Below are 20,081 nucleotides of genomic sequence, written 5' to 3'. Positions count from 1 at the left end.
TCAGAAAATATAAAAAGGAGATAGGGAATAGGCAATAGGGAATAGGCAATAGGGAATAGGCAATAGAGAATAGGCAATAGGGAATAAGGAGGAAGAAATCAACATAAATATTTGTCGCTTAAAAAGTCTCGGAATATATGTACTGAATACTTCTTTATCTACCAAATTTCAATCTCTTGAATTATTATCGCTTTTAGATTCACATCACAAGTGATGCTCTCTTAATACTTATTTTACAAACAGTCTCTAAAAATAATTTAATTCATACCTAATTCTCTTTGAGAAATTTGGTATTTCAGAATTAAGAGTTTAGAATTGAGAATTCATAATTCAGATATTCATCAGACTAAGTATATGAAGTATAGATATTAACAATTAAGTGTTTATAGTGCAGGCAAGATGCCCGCGATGGGTGTACCGCACTAAGGTAGAATCTGTTGTATATTTAAAACCTGTTTTTAATGCTATAAAAATATAGCAAAATGCCCAAAAATGCAAAAAATAAATACGAGTAAAATTAATCGAAAAAATCTGCCATTGTTACTAAGTTCAATTTTGATATTAGTAGGAGCAATTTTCATAATTCCCTATGGTGATTTTCAGGAAGTTAATACAGTACAAAAATTCTGGATTGGTATCGGCATAATGAGTTTAGGATTTATAATTTCCTGGGCAATTAAATCAATTAATTATGCGTGGTTTTGGAGCATTACTATCCTAGCTAGACTAATATTAATTCCCATGGAACCGTGGAGTGATATTTGGCGTTATTTGTGGGAAGGTTACATTCAAAACTTTGGTTTTAGTCCTTATGATTTAGCTCCAAATGCTGTAGAGTTAATTCCTTATCGAACAGAATGGTGGTCATTAATGAATCATCCTGATGCTTCTGCTATTTATCCACCTTTAAGTCAATTAGCATTTCGATTTTTAGCAGTAATTAACCCATCAGTATTTATATTTAAGTTAGCTTTTATCTTGGCTGACTTAGGAATTTGTTGGTTATTAAGTAGAAAATTTAGCCTAGAAAAAATTTTAATTTATGCTTGGAATCCTCTAATTATATATTCCTTTGCTGGGGGTGGTCATTATGACAGTTGGTTTATCTTACCATTAGTAGCAGCATGGTTAGCCTTTGATAATAATCGTTGGTATTGGAGTAGTTTTTTTATTGGAATAAGTGTAGCGATTAAATGGATGTCATTACCAATTTTATTATTTCTAATTTGGCAGAAAATATTAGATAAACAGGAGCATAATATTTACCGTAAAATTAAACAAGCAATTTTTTTATTATTACTTGGTTTATTGCCAACGTGCATTGCTGCTCTTAATTTTTGTGAACCTGGAAAATGTTCAGTAATTCCTATCAGTTCAAATTTTGTTGTTAATGGTCGTAGTGCTGAATTTATTCCGTATTTAGTTAGCTTTATTTTTTTGGAAAAATCAACAGAATATAATAATTTAATTTATGGAATTCCACTGGTTCTAGGAGTAGGAATTTCAATCTGGAATATTCATAAATTTGTTAACTTCACTGAATCCTATTTTTTTATATTATTAACTTTATCTCCAATAGTTCATGCTTGGTATTTTACCTGGTTAATTCCCTTTGCTGTAGCAACTAGAAATTTAGGTATAAAATGGGTTAGTTTATCAACATTTATTTATTTTATTTTGCCATATAGGCAAATTTTAGGAGATAACAGTTGGTTATTAACAACAATGGAAAGATTTTGGTTATGGTTACCTCTAATAATCGGATTTATTTGGAGCAACTGGAGAGAAAAAAAATTCAGAATCCCTAAAAATGAACTCTAAATTTTCTAGATAGATTAGGTGTCATTTCAGTTATCAGTTATCAGTTAACAGTTATCAGTACCTCTGCAATAAGGAGACTTGAAATAAGGAATATCTTCTTTTCTCTTGGTCAATTGGATATGGCGTTTAGCTAGCGCAAAACGCCATCCCACCCTTCGGGAAGCTCCGCTTTTCATGTCGCGCAGCGTTAACGTAGTTATGCGTAGCAAAACGACCGCTTTTTATCCCCTTAAAAAGGGAGGCTTTAGACCACAATTTTTCGGTAATATCATGTCCGGATAATCAGTGATAAAAAAACCTTTTCCCTTCTCACCTTTTCTCTCCTTCTGCTTCCCCCCCCCTTTCAAAGCTATCCCTGATCAGGAACTCTTGAAACCCTTGTGGGAGGGTGGTCCGGATGGGGAGGATGGGGAGGAAGAATTCTGTCTACATTCATAAAAAAGTGTATTGAAAAATACTTTTTTCTCCTGAAAAAGCCGATTCAAGACTTAAACATAACTTGTCTATGTTGTCAAGTTTTATGAAAAGAGAAAGATGTTTATAAAGCATAGCTTTCAAAGAGGGGTAGAGGGGATGCCTTCTGCCTTACCTCCTCATGCATTGTAAGTATTCAACCGGACATGATATAATTAACGATTACAAATTTTCAGATTCTTCTGGTTTATTAACAAATCCATTAATGAAACTAGAAACCAGAGATAAAACAATTGCTCCAATAACTGCAGGCCAAAAACCATCTACTTCCAAACCAGGAGTAAAATATCCTGCTAATGAAAGAGAAATACCATTTACTACTAACAAAAATAATCCCAAAGTGAGAATTGTCAGAGGCAAAGTTAGAACCGTTAAAACTGGTTTAACTATCGCATTTACTAATCCTAAAATAATCGCTGCAACTGCAGCAGAAGGAATACTATCAATTCTTACACCAGGTACAACAAACGCTGTAACTAAAAGTGATATAGTTGCCATCAACCAAGTCAATAAAAAACGTCCCATAACTGTTGTTTTAACCTCCTAACAAAATTGGAAAAATTATTTGCTCTAATTTAGATAAACTAACCTAAATAGTTTACTTATTATAATTTTGCCTCAAATTGCTGCATTCTTAGTAGCATTAAAACTTTTTTGTTGGCCTTCCCTGGTATAGCAGTCGAAGCAAAGGTTAGAACAGTTATAAATCCTGTTTGCAGAGCATTTCCCTATCAGAAAAACCCTTTGATAGTCTACTGTTCCCTGTTCCCTGTTCCCGATTCCCGATTCAAGTAGCGCTATATAGTAAAAAAAATACATTTATTTCTGAACTAATTATTGCTCTGCTAATTAAATATCAAAGCATTCACTTTCTAAAGGTTTGAGCTTTTTGAAGTCTTGAAAAAGTACAAGGTTTTCCTTAATCAAGAGCTGCATAAAGTGAGGATGAAAGGGTTGACTATTTGTCTTCCCCTCCTGGGAGAGGTTAGGGGTGGGTTGTCTCGAGTCTCCTGACCCCTAACCTTACTCATAAGACTTTTGAGCGCAAACCCTAATTATGACATTTTTAAAGTTAAAAATAAAAAAAAATAGGGTGTTGAAATAACACCCTATTTTTAGATTAAATTAAGTTAAATATATAATTATTTATGACTTGAGACTGCTACCTTTTTTCCTCTCTGATTTAGATATTTCTGAAGATGTTCTTGTGATGTTAGCCAAGCTTTTTGATTAACATCCCAAAAAAAATTAATCCGATTCCTAATTCTCAGAGTATGAACCCTCTGAAAAGATACTCCTAGAATTTTTGCTACGTTTGTTTGAGTTAATTTATTTTTCATAGTTGATGAATTAGTTGATATTTCAATTTTTTTAAATAAATCTGAATTTTATATCTATACAAATGACTTATTCAAACATCTCAGATTTTCTAACTATCATCATAAATATTAAATATGAAAGCTTCAACAGTAGTATTACTGAATTTTGGAAATTTTTTTTGTAATTTAAAATTATATCTACAATCGAAAAATTATTTAGATACTAAAGTAAATACCCAATTAATATTTTGCTCTGATTTTTCTGGTAAGCATTCAGTAATCAGATGAGTGAACGTATAATAACTTACTAAAGTTAGCTCTAGGCATTTCAATAGATATATTCAAGACCAAGATTAGACTATTAGGTATCCTGAAAATTGGGCATAAATATCTGGGAAATGTAGTGATATCATGTCCGCTAATAGTGATATTCGTCACTTTCGTTACTTATCTGTTTCACTTTGTCATAGGTGATAACTCACTCTTCATAATGCCGAAAAATCACCCTCAACCCCAAATGTGAGTCACCACCATCAGGAAAAAAATCGGAGATGATATAAAGTGTAGAGTTCAAGGTAAGTCTTATGCCTAAAGTTAAATTACTTCCCGGCGCAATTAATGAAATTATGGCCTCTGTTGCCGACAAGTGTCCTCTAACTCAATCAGACCGTTATGGCCTGATGGCCGCAGTATTGGACGATTCTCTGAGTGAAGAGGAGCGTCGTAGCGTTGATAGATTGTTACGTTCTGTTGTGAAAGGACGAGTACAAGTAGCATAGAGTTGTCGAGCCCAATTATGTCCAATTTCTCACAACAATATAGTAGTCGAAGCAAAGGTTAGGACACTTCTAAATCCTGTTTGCGGAGCATTTCCCTATAAGAAAAACCCTTTGATAGTCTCCTGTTCCCTGTTCCCTATTCCCTATTCCCTAGCGCTATACAAGAAAGTATGAGGATGGTTGGCCAACTTACAACTAATAGTATTGAATCAAACCGAGCGTTGAGTGGTTATACTCAGCCATAACAAGACCCAATCAATAAATTTGAGATAAATTTTCCCCTCTTTGAACTTTTAATCTTCATATCGATACATCATTAACAGGGTAAATTTGTAGAGACTTCATTTAAGTAATTTGACACATTTTTATTAAGTTTATGTAAAGTGGAAAAATTTGGTATTTCCCCCTTGGCAGTTTCAGAAATTTGTAGTTATAATAAAGATGTCAAAAAAACTTAATCGTTCATCTTCTCATAGAAGACGGAAGTAAGGAAACATCCTGAAGGAACGCGCCTCAATTTCTCTGCAAATAATTAGGAGGCAGTACTGATGAAACTTACATATCGTGGCGTTAGTTATGAATATAATCCCCCTGCTGTAGAAACCGTCCCTGGTGTAGCAGTAGGCAAATATCGTGGTCTAGATATTCGATTTCGGAATACGAAAAAAGCACCCGTGATGCAACCCCATTATAATTTAACCTATCGGGGCGTGAAATATAACAATCAACCCAATACTGATAATGTTTCAGTGTCTAAAAAAGCGCGTATGTTGGCAATGGAAACTGAACGTTCAGAGATGAAACGCGGTCAGTCAATGTTAGGTCGAGTTGTGGAAGAGTTAGGGTTAGCTCATAGTTAATTTTGTTGTAGATTAGACTTGTCGCTTTATAACTAAAAAAAATGGGCAAACCCTTATTATGTAAGGATTTGAGCTATTAATAAATAAAAACGCTGGGAATTACTGCTGTGTCTTAATTTGAGCGATTTTTTCAATCTATTTAGCGACAAATCTATTAAATATCACCTCCTATTCCCCAGTTTTTTATGAGGAATGGGAGGTATAGTGTTTGTGTTTGTAGAGAACTTTTCAACCATTCCCATTTTTGAAACCGTCAAAAATTTCTACCAAGTCTACAATACTGCTAGCTGCAATTTTTAAATCGTTGCCTAAAGATTGTTCGACGGATGCAACTTCGACGCGCATTCCCCTTCTTCTGAGTTTTTCTGCTAGGTAAGCAAAGTAGGACATTTCTAAATCCTGTTTGCGGAGCATTTCCCTATAAGAAAAAGCCTTGAAAAGTCTCCTGTTCTAAGTTTTGTGTTCCCTGTTCCCTTTTCAAGTAGCGCTATACTTACTATAAAACTTGTGGTGATCTATTTTCAATATATTTGATGCCAATGAGGAAAAAATTGGAACTAAACCGTATAAATATAGAGTGATGCCAAAGAGATTTAATTTTTTTTGCCTTACTAACTAACTAATGGCATTTTAATGGATATGAGCTTTACAAAAAGCCGGAATTTTGTCATTCGCATAAAAATAGTAGCAGATGTTTCTAAGTGATGCTAGTCTAGAAATGTCAACAAAAAATCAAGCAAATAGGGGCTAGATTGCTTAAGAAAAACTGAAAAATAAAGTATTGCTTTGGCAAATATTATCAAAATAAGGAATTAATTACACAAAATTAAAAATTGTCTAGTCCTCAGAATTTTTCATATACTAAAATTAAGCAGGAAATCACCCTATGCCAGTATATGCAGCGACAACTTTTTCGCCAGTACAAGGTTTTATTGAAAAGTCTCGCAAACTCAGAGATTTATACGGTGCGTCAGTTATTATTTCTCATCTTAGTAAAAGACTAATTGATGCAGCGAAAGAGCAAAAAATGAATGTTATTTCCCCTGGAATGCCTGACTATGCTAGGGGAATGCCGAACCGAATTTTACTTAAAAATAATGGCTTTGATAGTAATAACCAAGAATTTGCAAAATGGTTAGAAGAGTGGGCAAATAAAACTATTGTTTTGGAATGGACAAAGGTATTAACAGAATGTCAAAAATGGATTGAAGACGACGCTATTCCAGAAGATACTTACCAACTAACTTATCATTGGCAGCGAGAATGGGAATTATGGAGAAATCACACCTGGGAGATTTTCTGGGGTGCAGGAAAAACCATTCCAGAAGCAATGAAAGACTTAGAAAATCGCAAACTAGCTCGAAATTGGACGGCAACAAATTGGATAGGAGAAAGTTCTAGTATTACTGGTACAGATGCGATCGCCTGGCCAGGATTAGCTAGCGAAGGCAGAAATCCGAAAGACTTGAAATATGAAGATGAAAAGTCAGATATTGAATATTTTTACGAACTTCTAGCAACTAAATTAGAGACAAATTTTGGGTATGATTTGCATTTTTTTGTAATAGCTCAACTGTTGAATAATGAATATTCGAGATTATTGAATTTTTATTTTGATACCTTGATTCAGCAACGTCAAATAGAAGGTAAATTTCTCGACCCCAGCGAACGCTTGAGCATTCCCGAACTAACAAAACGCTTAATAACTCAACCTGACATCCGCAAAAATTTAGGATTACGCCATCTAGAAAGATTTACAGATATAGTCAGAAAACCGGAACCAGAAAAAAATCAACCTGGTCAATGGACTGGTTGGTTTATGGGAGATGGTGACAAGGTGGGAAATTATTTGCAGGAGTTGGCAAAAAAACCTGATGGGGAAGAAGAAATCAACAAGTTTAGTGAAGCAATGCGGGAATGGGGGAGAAAATTTATGAATAAATTTAATGGACCAAGACTCCCAACAGTCAAAAAGCTAGGGCGGGTTATTTATGCTGGTGGGGATGACTTTTTGGGTGTAATTCACAGAACTCCTGATGACCCAGTGGAACCGAAAGAAGCATTGGAATGGTTAATGACTGTACCAGAACAGTGGGAAGAAGTTAAGGAAAAAACTGAGGGAAAAATTACTCTCAGCGTTGGTTTTGTCTGGGCAGCTCCGAGTGTACCACAACGGGATGTATTGCAACATTGCCGTGCAGCAGAGAAAGAAGCAAAAAATTCAGGCCGTAATCGCGTCACGATTAGAGTATTGTTCAATAGTGGTAGATTTGTCCAGTGGACTTGTCCGTGGAATTATTTGTGTATTTTGGATGATTATCGCGATCGAGAAGGGGGTAAAAATTGGACTCATATTTACAACGATCTAGCTCAATTAAAAGCACGTCATGCTATCAACCCTCATCCTGAAAGTGGGAATACGGATTATACATTAGCTTTGGCTTTAATGGATATTTATTTTCCAAATAAGAGTAAGGAAATTGAGCAAAGTAAGAAATGGAAATATTTGGTGAAAGATAATTCTACTAAAGATAATTCTAATAAAAATTTGTTGAATTGGATAAATGATTTAATCTTAGTTGGATGGCAAATGTGTTCTTGAAACGGATAAGTATATACCTCTCCCCCTTCCCTCATCCCCCCTTTCAAAGCTATCCCTTATAAGGAACTCTTGAAACCCTTGTGGGAGGGTGGGGAGGATGGGGAGGATGGGGAGGAGGGGGAGGAATAATTCTGTCTATATTCATAAAAAAGTGTATTGAAAAATACTCTTTTCTCCTGAAAAAGCCGATTCAAGACTAAAACATAACTTGTCTATGTTGTCAAGTTTTATGTTAAGAAAGATGTTTATAAAGCATAGCTTTCAAAGGGGGGTAAGGGGGGATAGGAAGGGGGTTGGAGGGTTAGGTTTTTTCAACCTAGAAACGTTACTACCCAACCCAAAATTGGGTTTGGAGAGCAAACCCCTACGATTCAAATAATCCCAATAAATAACTACCGTAAATATGTTTAAATATATCATAACCGTTCAACCTTTAGGTTTAATGTATGGTAGCTCAGGAGGATTTTTATCAGCAGAAAATTTAGTAGGATGTTCGCGGGCTAAATTTCCTCCCGATGCTGCTACTCTCTCGGGATTAATATTAAGTTATGAACGTTATATTAATCCTAATAAAGATAGTTCTATTTCTAAATGTCAAAACGAAAATTGTTCAAGCTCTAAATGTCAAAATGAAGATTTTTCAAACCTTAAATGTCTTCATGTAGCCGGTCCTTTTTGGGCAAAAGAAAACAACAAAACATCATTTTATGTTCCTATACCTTGGACAAAAATCATCGGCGAAAAAGGTACAGATGAGTGGATAATAAAAGATGATAAATGGTATCGCCATGAAGAGGAGGGCAAATCAGAAATTGAACCGAAGTATCATTGGTTGAAAATAAATTATTGGAATAAATATGCAAAAGATATTGTTGGAAGTAATAAAAAAAATAAAAAAGGTTCAATGGCAGAAAGTCCTTGGAAATCTGTATCAATTCTTCACCCTAGAATGAAATATGAAGAACGCAATGCCAGGGAAAAAGATGGATTATTTCTAGAATATGCAGTACAAATGCCAGATGATGTCTGTTTAGTTTATCTTTCTACCCATTCTTTAGAACCTGGTTGGTACAAATTTGGAGGTGAAAACCATGTAGTAGAAATTAACAGCATAGAGTTATCAGAAAACGATCTAATTATTCAACTGTTAAAAAAGCCAATTCAAAACAGTTTTGCTCTAATTACACCTGCTGTTTGGGGTTCCAATAGATTATCATATAGGACTCCTCAACATTCAGATTTTCCGCCAATCAAACTAATGTTAACCGACAAAGCAATACCTTACCGCTATCGAACTCAAGGTCGCTTAGGTAGGGGTAGATATGCAGTGCCAGGAGGTAGCGTTTATGTATTAGAAGAATCCCTAAATAAATCTTGGTGGGAATGGCCTGAAGAATGGTTTCCTCAAGAAGGTATTAGTCTGAAAAAAGTTGGTTCGGGTTTATGTTTACCTCTAGATATTGATGATATTAAAGGAGAAGTTTAAATGTATAAAAAAGCTTATGGTATTATTAAAACTCTCGCACCACTTCATGTCGGTGCAACTGCTGGAGAAGAAAGCGGAAATTTGAATATGATTTTTCGCGATCAATTTACTCAAACTGGAATTATTCCTGGTAGTTCCGTGAGAGGAAGAATGAAAGCAGAAATGCGGGCTGAACAAGGAGAAGATGCTGCCAATAAATGGTATGGTAGGGAAGCACAAACTGAAACAGGAGAAGCTGGTAGCACTACAGAATCTGTAGTCAAGTTTGAATATGCTTCTATTGTTTGGATACCTGTATTTTGTCCAGGGCAACCTATTGTTTGGGTAACTTGTCCCCGTTTGTTGAAGCGATATCAACGTATTGCAGGGGTGAAGAAAAAAATTCCTATAGAGTACACTGGTTCTCAAACTTTGAAAGCACTGAATATTGAAGCTAAGGAAACCTTATTTTTTAACTTTGGTTTTCTGACTGTTGACAAAAAAGAAGACCTGACACCTTGGTTTCCTCTGGGGGAACAGTTGTCAGCGGTGGTAGTGGGAGATGATGAAATTGCTATGATTCACGATATGGCTTTGTATCGTCAGAGTCGGGTAGCTCTAGATCCAAAAGAGAAAAAGGCAAAAGGTGGAGCATTTTTTAATACTGAAGCGTTACCGGAGGAAACTATTTTAGTGTTTCCGATTGCTATCAAGGAGAGTAAGAATGGTAACGGAAAATGGCAACCTTTTCCAGATGGTAATGAAGGGGAAATTTATTTGGGTGGTTTAGAGTCTATCGGTTTTGGAAATTGTGAAGTTATTATCAAAGGAGTAGAGTAGTTATGGCTTGGAAATCTTATAAATTAGATGAGTGCGCTCAGAGGTTGGTATTAAACCACCGTAATACAGAGGTATTGAATGAAACTCATAAAATGCGGATGACAGTTGCTTATGGTTTAGAGCGGTTTTGGGGAGAACGGTTTCGGTTGGAGAAAAATAATAAAGCTAAAGCTGAGTATTGGCAAGCTACCTGGGAAGAACTGGTGAAGATTATGGGTACGGCTAAACTTAAGATTCCCAACGATCCTATAGATATTCCCAATGATTGGAAGAATGAGGAGGAGAACGTTAGATACACACGCCAACTTCAGGAAATGGCAGACAAGTTATGGAAACTTGATGATCGGCAAGAGTCTGATAATGGGGAAAATTTTAATCAAACACGTCGTAAGGTAGCTTTAGCTGTGCTGACTCAACTGTGCGACTGTATGGTTTGGTGGGCGCAACGGTATAAGAAGTGATATATTTATCCCCCCTAACCCCCCTTTGAAAGGGGGGGATAAGAGTAATCACTTTCTTTATTAGGACTTACGCATGAACGCTATTGGTAGGGCGTGTTTCCGCTCTTAGCGGAAACGCACCCTACTGGACTTTAGCTGTTTCCTCTTTTACGATTGGGATTTACGCAAATGCAGTATATATAGAACTTACGCAAAGAAACCCGGTTTCTACGATAAATCGTTGTTTTGAGCAATAGTTGTCTACGAGAAACCAGGTTTCTGGGTTCACCTGGCTTTAGTCCTGATATATCAACTCTACTGGACCGACTAAACTCTTAGCCCCCCTTTCAAAGGGGGGTTGGGGGGATTAAACTTTTATTTCTTCATGAACTATGAACCATAATAATGTACCTCGAATGTTTCGCGCTCAAATAGAAGGGCGTTGTCAAATACAAAGATTACCTCATGCAAAGCAAGATGCTTATGAATGGGCAGAACAATGGGTAGAAGGTGCATCCAATATGCCTACATTTAATGATGCCATTCAATGGAAAGACTATAAAATTAGTTGGCGTTTTGTCACTAATAGCGGTCAAGATGAGGGGGTTATTCGTCCGGTAATAGGAGCAAAAGGTCATCCCTATTATCCCGGTGCTAGCATGAAAGGTGCTTTCTTGCGCAAGTGTACCCCAGAGCAAGCTATCAGATATTGTGGAGGTCAAGTAGGTAATGAAACTAAACCTGGTATTCTGCGGTTTCATGGCGGATATCCTCAAGATGATAGTTGGAGGAATAAAGAATTAGTCGATATTGTGCATCCTCAGCAGGAATGTCAGGTAGAAAAACAATCTAATCACAGTGCTTTCGTGCAAATTTCTCTCTATCAACCTACTTTGAGATTTGGCATTTCCAGCAATAAAAAATTAGATGAGACAGAGTGGGAGGAAATTTGGCAAATTTAGGAACAAGCTTTAGGTAAAGGAATAGGTTCTCGTGTTAGTGCTGGTTACGGACACCTAAAAAGTCACAAAGAAAATCTTTTGTTTCCTCCCATTTTTCTCAAAGGTGAAGGTTTGGCACCAAATTTAATTAATGGTACTGGAGAGTTTCGTCCGAATATGTTTAAAGCTGCTCTTCGAGGTCATACTTTGCGGTTATTTGGTGGAGTAACTAATGAAGCGATCGCTCAGAAATTAACCAAGAAATTATGGGGTGGTTTTAATGGTAAAAGTCCTTATGTGGGAAAGTTAGGTATAGCTTTTAATGCTGTTAATTTGGAGATGGATACTTTTGGGCGTTTTGAGTTACCTACATACGACTTAAAGGAGGGAAAATTAGAGATTTTATGTCTGGGAAATATGACAGAAAAACAACAAGGCAATCTCAAAAATTTAATGCTGAATATAGTTAAGTTTTCTTTCTTGTTAGGTGGGTTTGGTAAGTCTTGGCGACGGGTTGACCACCGCAAGTTTTTTTCTGAATATTTTCAGCGTAATAATAAACCAATGATTGGCTGTCATTGGGAGTTGATTAAAAATTCTGAAAAGTTGTATATTCCTGTGAATAGTTTGTCTGATGTGACTAATTTTTTAGATGGTCTACACTCAAAAATTAAGGCTTATGTTCAGAAGGTAGAAAAACAAAAATTAGTAAATAAAGGGAGTAATTGGAGAGAGGCATGGCATCCTGAAAAAGTAGAAGTTTTTGGTCGAATTGCTGAGGGGGATTTTGATAGTGAAGCTATTTATTGGTTTCATCAAGAATATCAAAGAGGAAAGACAATTAAAAATTCAGTTTTAACAGGTAAAATGGGAAAAATAGGGAGAATTTGGCATCGGATGTATCCTCGTTATATTCTGGAAAATAAACAACTTAAAAAAACTACAGAATATGTGGAGTTGCTGACTATTTTTCCTGATGATTCAGAAACTACTAATGATTTTCTCGACTATTTAGAAAATGCTAGTGAGTTTGAAAAAGTTTGGTGATTTATCCCCCCTAACCCCCCTTTGTAAGGGGGGGAAAGAGTAAGAGTAAGGGGGAAAAGACGAAAAAGTAACATCTATTTAGAAAATGCTAGTGAGTTTGAAAAAGTTTGGTGATTTATCCCCCCTAACCCCCCTTTGTAAGGGGGGGAAAGAGTAAGAGTAAGGGGGGAAAAAGAGTTTTTTTACTAATTATTTCTGATTCAATTTTAGTATAATTATGACATAACCCTAAATTCTTAGCCCACCTTTCCAAAAATTCTTAGCCCACCTTTCCAAAAATTCTTAGCCCCCCTTTCAAAGGGGGGTTTGGGGGGATAAAAGTATGACAATTAGGAGCAAAATAAAATGAATATTTGGATAGTAACTACTGGTAATAGTGATGTTCAATTAACGACAGAAGATAATTGGTCAGATCTGTATAGGAAAGCTATGCCAAAGTTACGTAATCAAGACTTTGAACTCTCAGATTCTGATGATGGAGAGAGGTACACTCTTCCAGCAAGAGTTTTAGGAATTGTTTATGAGGAGGAATTTGAGCAGTATTGGGATGATTTTGCTTTTCCTCTCTTAGATAATTTTGTGAAAAAGTTAAATGAAAAAGCTAAGTTAATGCCGGATCAAATTATTGTTATTTTGACTGACCAATCAATTTTATATCCCGAATATATGAGTTCTAATGAGTCACCTTGTTGGAAAGATACTTGCACTTTATTGCCGATATTTGAACATTATTTTGGTGAAAATTTCCCGAAAGCTCATTTGAAATCTGTGGAATTAAAGCCTATTGATGGAAAAGGTTTGGATAATTGGGATAGTACATTAAATGTAGTTCAGCAGGAATTATCTAAGTTTGACTTTAAACCAGAAGATACTATTTATGTCAGTCATCAAGCTAGTACCCCAGCGGTGTCTTCAGCAGTGCAATTTATGACTTTGGCAAATTATGGTAAAAAAGTGAGGTTTTTAGTTAGCAATGAGTATGATAAATATGTAAAAGAGTCGGCAGAAATTATTGACAGTTCTAAATATTTGCGGGGTATTTATATTCAGCAAGCCAAAAGTTTAGTTCTTGAGTCTCCTGGTGCTGCTAAGAAACTTTTAGAAGAAGAAAAAGAAGTAGTAGAAGGTATTGATGAGGAAGTAATGGGTAGATTAAATGGTAAGGTTAATTTCTTTAATCTTAAGCAAGATGATGATGATGATAGCGATGAATTTTCGATTCCAGCAGCTACTCAAAGAATTGTTGATACTTTGGATTTAATCAAGATATTTTTTAAGCAAGAAAATTATCTTCAGGGTATTACTTTAATCTCTGCTGCCCAAGAAACTTTTCTCAAGGTAGCTATTTTATCTAAGACAGAAAATATGACTGTTAGAGTTGGGGATAAAAATTATTCTGGTAAGGATTTGCTTTTATGGAATAATGAGGGATTACTTTTAAATAATCAATCGGACAAGTCTTTACTAAAACATATAGATTTAAGGAGTAAAGAAATTAATGAGCAAAATTTAAAGCTTTGTTTAGATGTACTAAGAAAACTATCTTTTCCAGATGATAAAGTTGGTATTGTTAAGAAAAATTTGTCCTTAATTAATACTAATAGTATCATGTTACCATGGCTCAAAAGTCTAGAACCAAATTTTAAAACATGGCCGTTGTTAGAGTGGTGTTGCAAATACGATAGAGAGCGAGAGCATGACTTAAGAAATCAATTAGTACATAATTTACGAGGAATGAAAAAATTAGATGTTGCTAAATATTTGATGGGTTATCAAAAAGTAGAAACGGATGATGTGGTGAACATCTATCTTCAGAAAGTTAAGCAGCCTTTTTCTGAGGCGATCAAGTTATTTAAGCTTGATTCTTATACTAAGAATAGAGAAAAGTTAGACAAACAGTTGGAAAAATTGGCTCACGATCTCTACAGAAGAAAGGAGTTAGGTGAGCAAATATAATTTGAGGGAGTGTTCTCAAGCTCTTAAATACTTGTTTGCCAGCTATTCTGCTGTCAGACAGTGGGCGATCGCTCAATTAATGAATCAAGGATTGAAATAATGCGATCGCGCAGCAATTTCGGCTCTATTGATGGCCAATTTTTTCTAGAAAATTAGTATTAATTTGGGGTTGACAATTTGTCAGTCTAAGGTTAATATAGAAAGTAAGAGTAACGATATAAAAAACCTCGATAAATGAATAGCAGTAATTTTTTAGTCATTTCTAGTCTTTAAGGAGTGGTTAAAGGGTGGTTTTTCATCTTTGCATGGTACCCCATCGACGCACCTCGCAGAATCGCTGAAACCCTGATTCTTTCCTTGAACTGCGTCGATGCCATGCTAGGAGCGGATTTGAGGGTCGTCATTTTGGTAAAAATTGCCTGTTTGACTTTTTAATCAAAGGGGTGCGTCGATTTGGGGGTCTCAAAGCCTTGATTTGTCGTGGTTCTAAAACCGAACTCTCTAACGCTTCACCCGAAGCGGAATTAATGGAAACGGTTAATGCCAGTGTTGGGTTTGCCAACAAAAAAAAAACTCTAACGCTTCACCCGAAGCGGAATTAATGGAAACTATAATCTGATTAATCAAAAACAAAAAAGCTAACTTTTGATAGTTAGCTTTTTTTTGTGGCTGATACCAATTTCAATCTGCTATACTAAAAATGAAATCAAATAATTCTTTGCCGAATGTTTCTGTAAAATATCCCCCCCAACCCCCCTTTGGAAGGGGGGGGTAAGATTGTAATATCAAGTCTGTTTGATTGAACATAAAAAAAGCAACCTCCAGTCCCCCCCCTTTCCAAGGGAGCAAACACAACCTCCAGTTCCCCCCTTTCCAAGGGGGGTTAGGGGGGATAAAACATAATTTTTCACAAAGGATAAACTCATGTCTAAACTCAAACAGGGACGCTATTTTTTACCCTATAATCCTGAACTCGTCGAACGAGCAAAGGAAATGCGAAAAAACCCAACTCCCGCAGAGCGTAAACTTTGGCAAGAATATTTACGAGAGTTTCCATTGAAAATGTGGCGACAAAAGCCAATTGATAATTTTATAGTTGACTTTTATTGTCCTAAATTGAAATTAGCGATCGAAGTGGATGGGGAAAGTCATTTTACTGAAGAGGGAATAGCTTACGATCGCCATCGTACTCAGATATTGGAAGGTTATGATTTGCAGGTAATTCGTTTTACAAACGATGAAGTGATGAAGTGTTTTGATGGTGTTTGCGAGCGTATTGCAGGTTTTATCCCCCCTTAACCCCAAGATATCCCCCCCAACCCCCCTTTGGAAGGGGGGGAGTAAGATTCGTTTGATTCCTTTGGAAGGGGGGGAGTAAGATGCGTTTGATTCCTTTGGAAGGGGGGAGTAAGATGCGTTTGATTCCTTTGGAAGGGGGGAGTAAGATGCGTTTGATTCCTTTGGAAGGGGGGGGAGTAAGATGCGTTTGATTCCTTTGGAAGGGGGGGAGTAAGATTCGTTTGATTGGAATCAAAAAAGTTCCTGAAGCATAACCACTCTCATAAACTTTCAACCTCCACTCCTCCCTTTCTCAGTGATCAAACACAACCTCCAGTTCCCCCCTTTCCAAGGGGGGTTAGGGGGGATACCTCTCAACTTTCAGACTCAATCTCAAGTCCCCCTCCAGTCCCCCCCTTTCTAAGGGATCAAACACAACCTCCAGTCCCCCCCTTTCCAAGGGGGGTTAGGGGGGATACCTCTCAACTTTCAGACTCAATCTCAAGTCCCCCTCCAGTCCCTCCCTTTCTAAGGGATCAAACACAACCTCCAGTCCCCCCCTTTCCAAGGGGGGTTAGGGGGGATACCTCTCAACTTTCAGACTCAATCTCAAGTCCCCCTCGAGTCCCTCCCTTTCTAAGGGATCAAACACAACCTCCAGTCCCCCCCTTTCTAAGGGATCAAACACAACCTCCAGTCCCCCCCTTTCCAAGGGGGGTTAGGGGGGATTCAAACCACAAATGAACAAACCCTTAATCTGTCACTTCCTCATCGGCACCCCAGCATCAGGCAAATCAACCTTTGCCGCCCAACTGTCAACCCAAGACAACTACATCACCATCTCCACAGACGCAATACGCACTCAACTCTATGGCAACGAAACCATCCAAGGAAACTGGCACGACATAGAAACCATCCTACTAACCCAAATCTCAGAAAGCATCACCGCAGGCACCCCCGTCATCTACGATGCCACCAACGCCAAACGCCCCTATCGCATGGCCTTACTACAAAAACTACCCCAACAAAACTGTTACTGGATAGCATGGCATCTGAAAACCTCCCTCCCTCAAAGCCTAAAATGGAATAAACAACGCACCCGTCAAGTTCCAGAAAATATCATCAAAAAAATGTTTCAATCCCTGAAAAACTTTCCGCCCTTAGTAGCAGAAGGCTTTGCAGCAGTACATACAATTCAAAATGACACATTCAACCCCAAAACAATACAGCAAAAAATCGACTCCCTCACCCGCAGCAATATTAACCGCCAAAATCGCACCTCTTGCCTAGAATTTCATTCCTACTCCCGACTCCTAGACTTCGATCGCCTGATACATTTAATCTCCCTACTCATTCAATATCCCGGTCTCGGCAATTTACAAGAAACCACACCCGATGTACTAACCGACATATTTAAAGAACTACCACAATTTCCCGACGCTTTAGCAGAAATAGTAGCAGTTATGGCTAAATTAAAAGGAGAAATTTATGCAGACAGAGAAGCGATCGCCACCGACTTAGCTTGGTTAGAAAGTAATGGTATCGTAGCAGAGGGGCAAACTGTTGATGCTGCCAAATTGGATGAAGAAATATCCCCCCTAACCCCCCTTCGGAAGGGGGGAAAAGAGGAAGAAAAAGAGACATCTAGTTTTCCCCTTTGGGAGAGAGGGAAAGAGGAACAGGTAACTTCTAGTTCTAGCCTCCCCCTTTCCAAGGGGGACGGGAGGGGGATAAAAATCATCCCCCATCCCTACTCAGATGTAGCTCCGTTTAAACGGTTAATGACAGCTATTCGTCTGATATTAAACCAACCATTTCTCAGAGAGAAAGATAGCGACAAAAAAAGTTTAGACGTTTTCGTAGAAATTTTATCCCGACAACCAGGAATGGGAGGCGACTGTCGAGACCAATTTCGTAAAGATGTAGAAAATATTCTCAAACCATTTCAGATATTACGAGATTTTCCTATGAGACACGGTTATTTTGCAGGTACAGGAATTTTATCCCAATCTGAATTAAAAAGTTTACAGAATATATTGGGAGCACAAAAGAAAAGTATGGAAAACCTATTAGATTTATCTATTTATGAACGGCTTTGTGAGCGGATGGTTTATTCCAAAATAGAGACAGAAAAACCTTATCCAGTTATAGCGATCGCTCATCAATCAATGATAGATTTAGAGTTGCTCTCTAAAAATGTATTATCTCGGAACCTGGAAGTAGTAGAAGACATTATTATTAATGGAAAATTAGTTGAGTTAGGGCGGTTCAAAGGTAAAGGAAAATTTACTGGAGATGCAGAAGGAAAATTTGCAGCTTGGTTATTGCAGATAGTGTTTTTTAATGATGCCTGGTATTTAGGTTTTGAATGTAAGGGAGGTTCTGATGATGGTTTATTGCGGTTTGAACGTTTAGATCGGTTATATATTAGTCAAGATTTAGGCAAGTTTCGTTCCCAGCAAAAACAACTCTTACATTTACAAAAGTTACAAAAACTTTTAGATGCTAGTTTTGGGATATTCTTAGGTTATTCTGCTGCTGATCAAAATAAATTTTTGAGTAAGAAAAACTCAGATAAAAAGGAAGTAATAGTAACAGTTGAATTGTGGTTTAATGAAGATAAATTTAAGTTTGCCTGTGAAAAAACTAAACGGTTTCCATCCAGAAATTTGAAAATGTCACCTCCTCCTCAAGGTAGGGGTTTTATCAAAGATGAAGAGTATCAAAAAGTTTTCTGTTTGCCTCCTACAAAAGATAAATATTTTCCCCATCGGTTTGAAGTAAAGTTACCACGCTGGAGTTTAAAAGATGTATTTTTTTTAAGTTGGATTATTGGGTTTAGCGGTAATGTTAAAGTAGTAAAACCACAAGAATTAATTGATATTGTTCATAAAATTGGGTTAGATATTGTTGAAGTTTATGAAGGGAAATCCGAAGAAAAAGAATAAAGTTTTTGAGTGCTAATTCCCCGGATTTGATTACTAGCTTTTGTAGATAAAGTCAGAAAAATCCGACTTTACAACGGTTTTCATATAAATAAACCACAACGATACTGACTCCTAACTCCTAACTCCGTACGGACGTTGCATAACAAAAATGCTAACGTCCCTACCTCCTGACTCCTGACTCCTGACTCCTAACAAAGTAAAATCAATTATTATCCAAAAATCATCAATTATTTTTCCCTGTTCCCTGTTCCCTGTTCCCTCTTTTCTGGAGATGTCTATTGACTAAAATTTGTCGAAAATTGACTTTCTGGAGGTTAGTCACGGGGATTCTAAGCAGATATTACGCAACGCAACGGGATAAATCTATTTTCCTTGGTTTCTCCACTCGGTGACCAAATAAATATTTTCTCGCCTCTCATCTTCTTCACAAACTCTGGTAGTTTGAGAATAATAACTAACTCGATTTAGCATAATTTATTTAAGAGCAAGGCATGGCCATTATTTGGGAACTAGACTTCTACAGTCGTCCAATACTTGATGAAAAACAAAAAAAACTCTGGGAACTATTAATTTGCCAAAGTCCCATAGGTATTAATGAGACTACAGACTCTTTATATCGTTACTCGGAGTTTACAGATAACCAACAAGTAAACTCTATTTGGCTGCGGAGTGCTATAGAAAAAGCGATCGCTGAAGCTCCCGAACCGCCTGAAAAAATACGCTTCTTCCGTCGCCAAATGAACAACATGATTACCAAAGCTTGTGGAGAACTGGCCATACCTATAGCCCTAAGTCGTCGCACTTATTTACTCAACCAGTGGTTAGAACAACGAATGGCAGAAGTTTATCCCACTTATGATGGTTATGAACCAGGAACAAATCCTTCAGTTCCATATATGAACTCTGCACCACAACCTTTACCAGATGCCTTAATAGGAGAAAAGTGGACATTTGTTAGTTTAGAAGCTGAGGCTTTTACAGAGATGTCAGAGTGGGATATTGATTTTGGAGAAGCTTTTCCCCTCAGCATGATGAACCTAGCACCTAATTCTCCTATTCCTGGTTTAATTATCTATTCATCTAGGGCACAAGCTTTAGGTGCTTGGATGTCAGGGTTAGAATTAGCTTTTATCCAATTTAATTCTGCCTCTCCAGCTAGATTACTACTAAATACTGGAGTTAATGATTGTTGGATTTTAGCTAATCTGAGCGATCCATCAACTATTGCCGAAGCTCAAAGATTTTCTGAAGCCAAGTCAAAGGCCAAAGAGGTTCATTTTCTAGCAGTACAGTCAGATCCAGAATCAGAAA

The 20,081-nt window shown here is 36.9% G+C and carries 16 protein-coding genes and 1 riboswitch; of the genes, 13 read left to right on the top strand and 3 right to left on the bottom strand.

Annotation, left to right across the window (positions count from 1 at the left end):
* Positions 1-492 precede the first annotated feature (492 nt).
* Positions 493-1,821 carry an MptA/MptB family glycosyltransferase gene (locus F6K40_RS28970; RefSeq protein ID WP_293140806.1) on the top strand — a complete coding sequence of 443 codons (1,329 nt, stop codon included), beginning with the start codon at positions 493-495 and terminating at the stop codon, positions 1,819-1,821.
* Positions 1,822-2,457: 636 nt separating this feature from the next.
* Here the strand turns inward: F6K40_RS28970 and F6K40_RS28965 are convergent.
* Complete coding sequence (locus F6K40_RS28965) at positions 2,458-2,820, bottom strand: phage holin family protein (protein WP_293140804.1); 363 nt, start codon at positions 2,818-2,820, stop codon at positions 2,458-2,460.
* Between the two features lie 617 nt (positions 2,821-3,437).
* The gene (locus F6K40_RS28960) at positions 3,438-3,635 is read right to left on the bottom strand and encodes a hypothetical protein (RefSeq protein WP_293140802.1); all 198 of its coding nucleotides are present in this window, start codon (positions 3,633-3,635) and stop codon (positions 3,438-3,440) included.
* Between the two features lie 563 nt (positions 3,636-4,198).
* On the opposite strand from F6K40_RS28960, the gene F6K40_RS28955 reads away from it, so the two are divergent.
* Together F6K40_RS28955 and F6K40_RS28950 are read left to right on the top strand one after the other, a co-directional pair.
* Positions 4,199-4,393, top strand: a complete 195-nt coding sequence (locus F6K40_RS28955; protein ID WP_293140800.1) for a hypothetical protein — start codon at positions 4,199-4,201, stop codon at positions 4,391-4,393.
* 457 nt (positions 4,394-4,850) lie between these two features.
* Positions 4,851-4,906, top strand: a riboswitch (Glutamine riboswitch).
* A 35-nt stretch (positions 4,907-4,941) separates the two neighbouring features.
* Entirely contained in the window at positions 4,942-5,253 is a 312-nt protein-coding gene (locus F6K40_RS28950) for a DUF4278 domain-containing protein (RefSeq protein WP_293140798.1), read from the top strand.
* Positions 5,254-5,481: 228 nt separating this feature from the next.
* Here the strand turns inward: F6K40_RS28950 and F6K40_RS28945 are convergent, their stop codons facing one another.
* Positions 5,482-5,667: a PIN domain-containing protein gene (locus tag F6K40_RS28945; protein WP_293140796.1), complete on the bottom strand. Its 186-nt coding sequence runs from the start codon at positions 5,665-5,667 to the stop codon at positions 5,482-5,484.
* 472 nt (positions 5,668-6,139) lie between these two features.
* Here F6K40_RS28945 and F6K40_RS28940 point away from each other — a divergent pair, with 472 nt between their 5' ends.
* The 10 genes from F6K40_RS28940 to F6K40_RS28895 all read left to right on the top strand — a co-directional run.
* Entirely contained in the window at positions 6,140-7,855 is a 1,716-nt protein-coding gene (locus F6K40_RS28940; RefSeq protein ID WP_293140794.1) for a Cas10/Cmr2 second palm domain-containing protein, read from the top strand.
* A gap of 403 nt (positions 7,856-8,258) precedes the next feature.
* Complete coding sequence (locus F6K40_RS28935) at positions 8,259-9,341, top strand: type III-B CRISPR module-associated Cmr3 family protein (protein WP_293140792.1); 1,083 nt, start codon at positions 8,259-8,261, stop codon at positions 9,339-9,341.
* Positions 9,342-10,160, top strand: a complete 819-nt coding sequence (cmr4, locus tag F6K40_RS28930; protein WP_293140790.1) for a type III-B CRISPR module RAMP protein Cmr4 — start codon at positions 9,342-9,344, stop codon at positions 10,158-10,160.
* A gap of 2 nt (positions 10,161-10,162) precedes the next feature.
* Positions 10,163-10,621, top strand: a complete 459-nt coding sequence (locus F6K40_RS28925; RefSeq protein WP_293140788.1) for a hypothetical protein — start codon at positions 10,163-10,165, stop codon at positions 10,619-10,621.
* 371 nt (positions 10,622-10,992) lie between these two features.
* A complete protein-coding gene (locus F6K40_RS28920; RefSeq protein ID WP_293140786.1) occupies positions 10,993-11,562 on the top strand; it encodes a hypothetical protein in 570 nt (189 codons plus the stop codon).
* 78 nt (positions 11,563-11,640) lie between these two features.
* Complete coding sequence (locus F6K40_RS28915) at positions 11,641-12,588, top strand: hypothetical protein (RefSeq protein WP_293140784.1); 948 nt, start codon at positions 11,641-11,643, stop codon at positions 12,586-12,588.
* 345 nt (positions 12,589-12,933) lie between these two features.
* The gene (locus tag F6K40_RS28910) at positions 12,934-14,544 is read left to right on the top strand and encodes a hypothetical protein (protein ID WP_293140782.1); all 1,611 of its coding nucleotides are present in this window, start codon (positions 12,934-12,936) and stop codon (positions 14,542-14,544) included.
* A gap of 924 nt (positions 14,545-15,468) precedes the next feature.
* Positions 15,469-15,843, top strand: coding sequence for an endonuclease domain-containing protein (locus F6K40_RS28905; protein ID WP_293140780.1), 375 nt, complete (start codon positions 15,469-15,471; stop codon positions 15,841-15,843).
* A 719-nt stretch (positions 15,844-16,562) separates the two neighbouring features.
* Entirely contained in the window at positions 16,563-18,770 is a 2,208-nt protein-coding gene (locus tag F6K40_RS28900; RefSeq protein ID WP_293140778.1) for an AAA family ATPase, read from the top strand.
* 491 nt (positions 18,771-19,261) lie between these two features.
* A partial coding sequence (locus F6K40_RS28895; protein WP_293140776.1) for a Tab2/Atab2 family RNA-binding protein occupies positions 19,262-20,081 on the top strand: 820 nt, incomplete at its 3' end.

This window comes from Okeania sp. SIO3I5 (genome assembly GCF_010672085.1).
GTDB lineage: Bacteria > Cyanobacteriota > Cyanobacteriia > Cyanobacteriales > Microcoleaceae > Trichodesmium.
Note: the sequence above shows the minus strand (reverse complement) of the source record. Positions and strands in the feature narration are given on the sequence as shown.

What these genes read in the sequence shown, in the direction of transcription:
- F6K40_RS28970 (WP_293140806.1), top strand. Translation starts at nt 493, where the DNA reads ATGCAAAAAATAAATACGAGTAAAATTAATCGAAAAAATCTGCCATTG.
- F6K40_RS28965 (WP_293140804.1), bottom strand. Translation starts at nt 2,820, where the DNA reads ATGGGACGTTTTTTATTGACTTGGTTGATGGCAACTATATCACTTTTA.
- F6K40_RS28960 (WP_293140802.1), bottom strand. Translation starts at nt 3,635, where the DNA reads ATGAAAAATAAATTAACTCAAACAAACGTAGCAAAAATTCTAGGAGTA.
- F6K40_RS28955 (WP_293140800.1), top strand. Translation starts at nt 4,199, where the DNA reads ATGCCTAAAGTTAAATTACTTCCCGGCGCAATTAATGAAATTATGGCC.
- F6K40_RS28950 (WP_293140798.1), top strand. Translation starts at nt 4,942, where the DNA reads ATGAAACTTACATATCGTGGCGTTAGTTATGAATATAATCCCCCTGCT.
- F6K40_RS28945 (WP_293140796.1), bottom strand. Translation starts at nt 5,667, where the DNA reads ATGCTCCGCAAACAGGATTTAGAAATGTCCTACTTTGCTTACCTAGCA.
- F6K40_RS28940 (WP_293140794.1), top strand. Translation starts at nt 6,140, where the DNA reads ATGCCAGTATATGCAGCGACAACTTTTTCGCCAGTACAAGGTTTTATT.
- F6K40_RS28935 (WP_293140792.1), top strand. Translation starts at nt 8,259, where the DNA reads ATGTTTAAATATATCATAACCGTTCAACCTTTAGGTTTAATGTATGGT.
- cmr4 (WP_293140790.1), top strand. Translation starts at nt 9,342, where the DNA reads ATGTATAAAAAAGCTTATGGTATTATTAAAACTCTCGCACCACTTCAT.
- F6K40_RS28925 (WP_293140788.1), top strand. Translation starts at nt 10,163, where the DNA reads ATGGCTTGGAAATCTTATAAATTAGATGAGTGCGCTCAGAGGTTGGTA.
- F6K40_RS28920 (WP_293140786.1), top strand. Translation starts at nt 10,993, where the DNA reads ATGAACCATAATAATGTACCTCGAATGTTTCGCGCTCAAATAGAAGGG.
- F6K40_RS28910 (WP_293140782.1), top strand. Translation starts at nt 12,934, where the DNA reads ATGAATATTTGGATAGTAACTACTGGTAATAGTGATGTTCAATTAACG.
- F6K40_RS28905 (WP_293140780.1), top strand. Translation starts at nt 15,469, where the DNA reads ATGTCTAAACTCAAACAGGGACGCTATTTTTTACCCTATAATCCTGAA.
- F6K40_RS28900 (WP_293140778.1), top strand. Translation starts at nt 16,563, where the DNA reads ATGAACAAACCCTTAATCTGTCACTTCCTCATCGGCACCCCAGCATCA.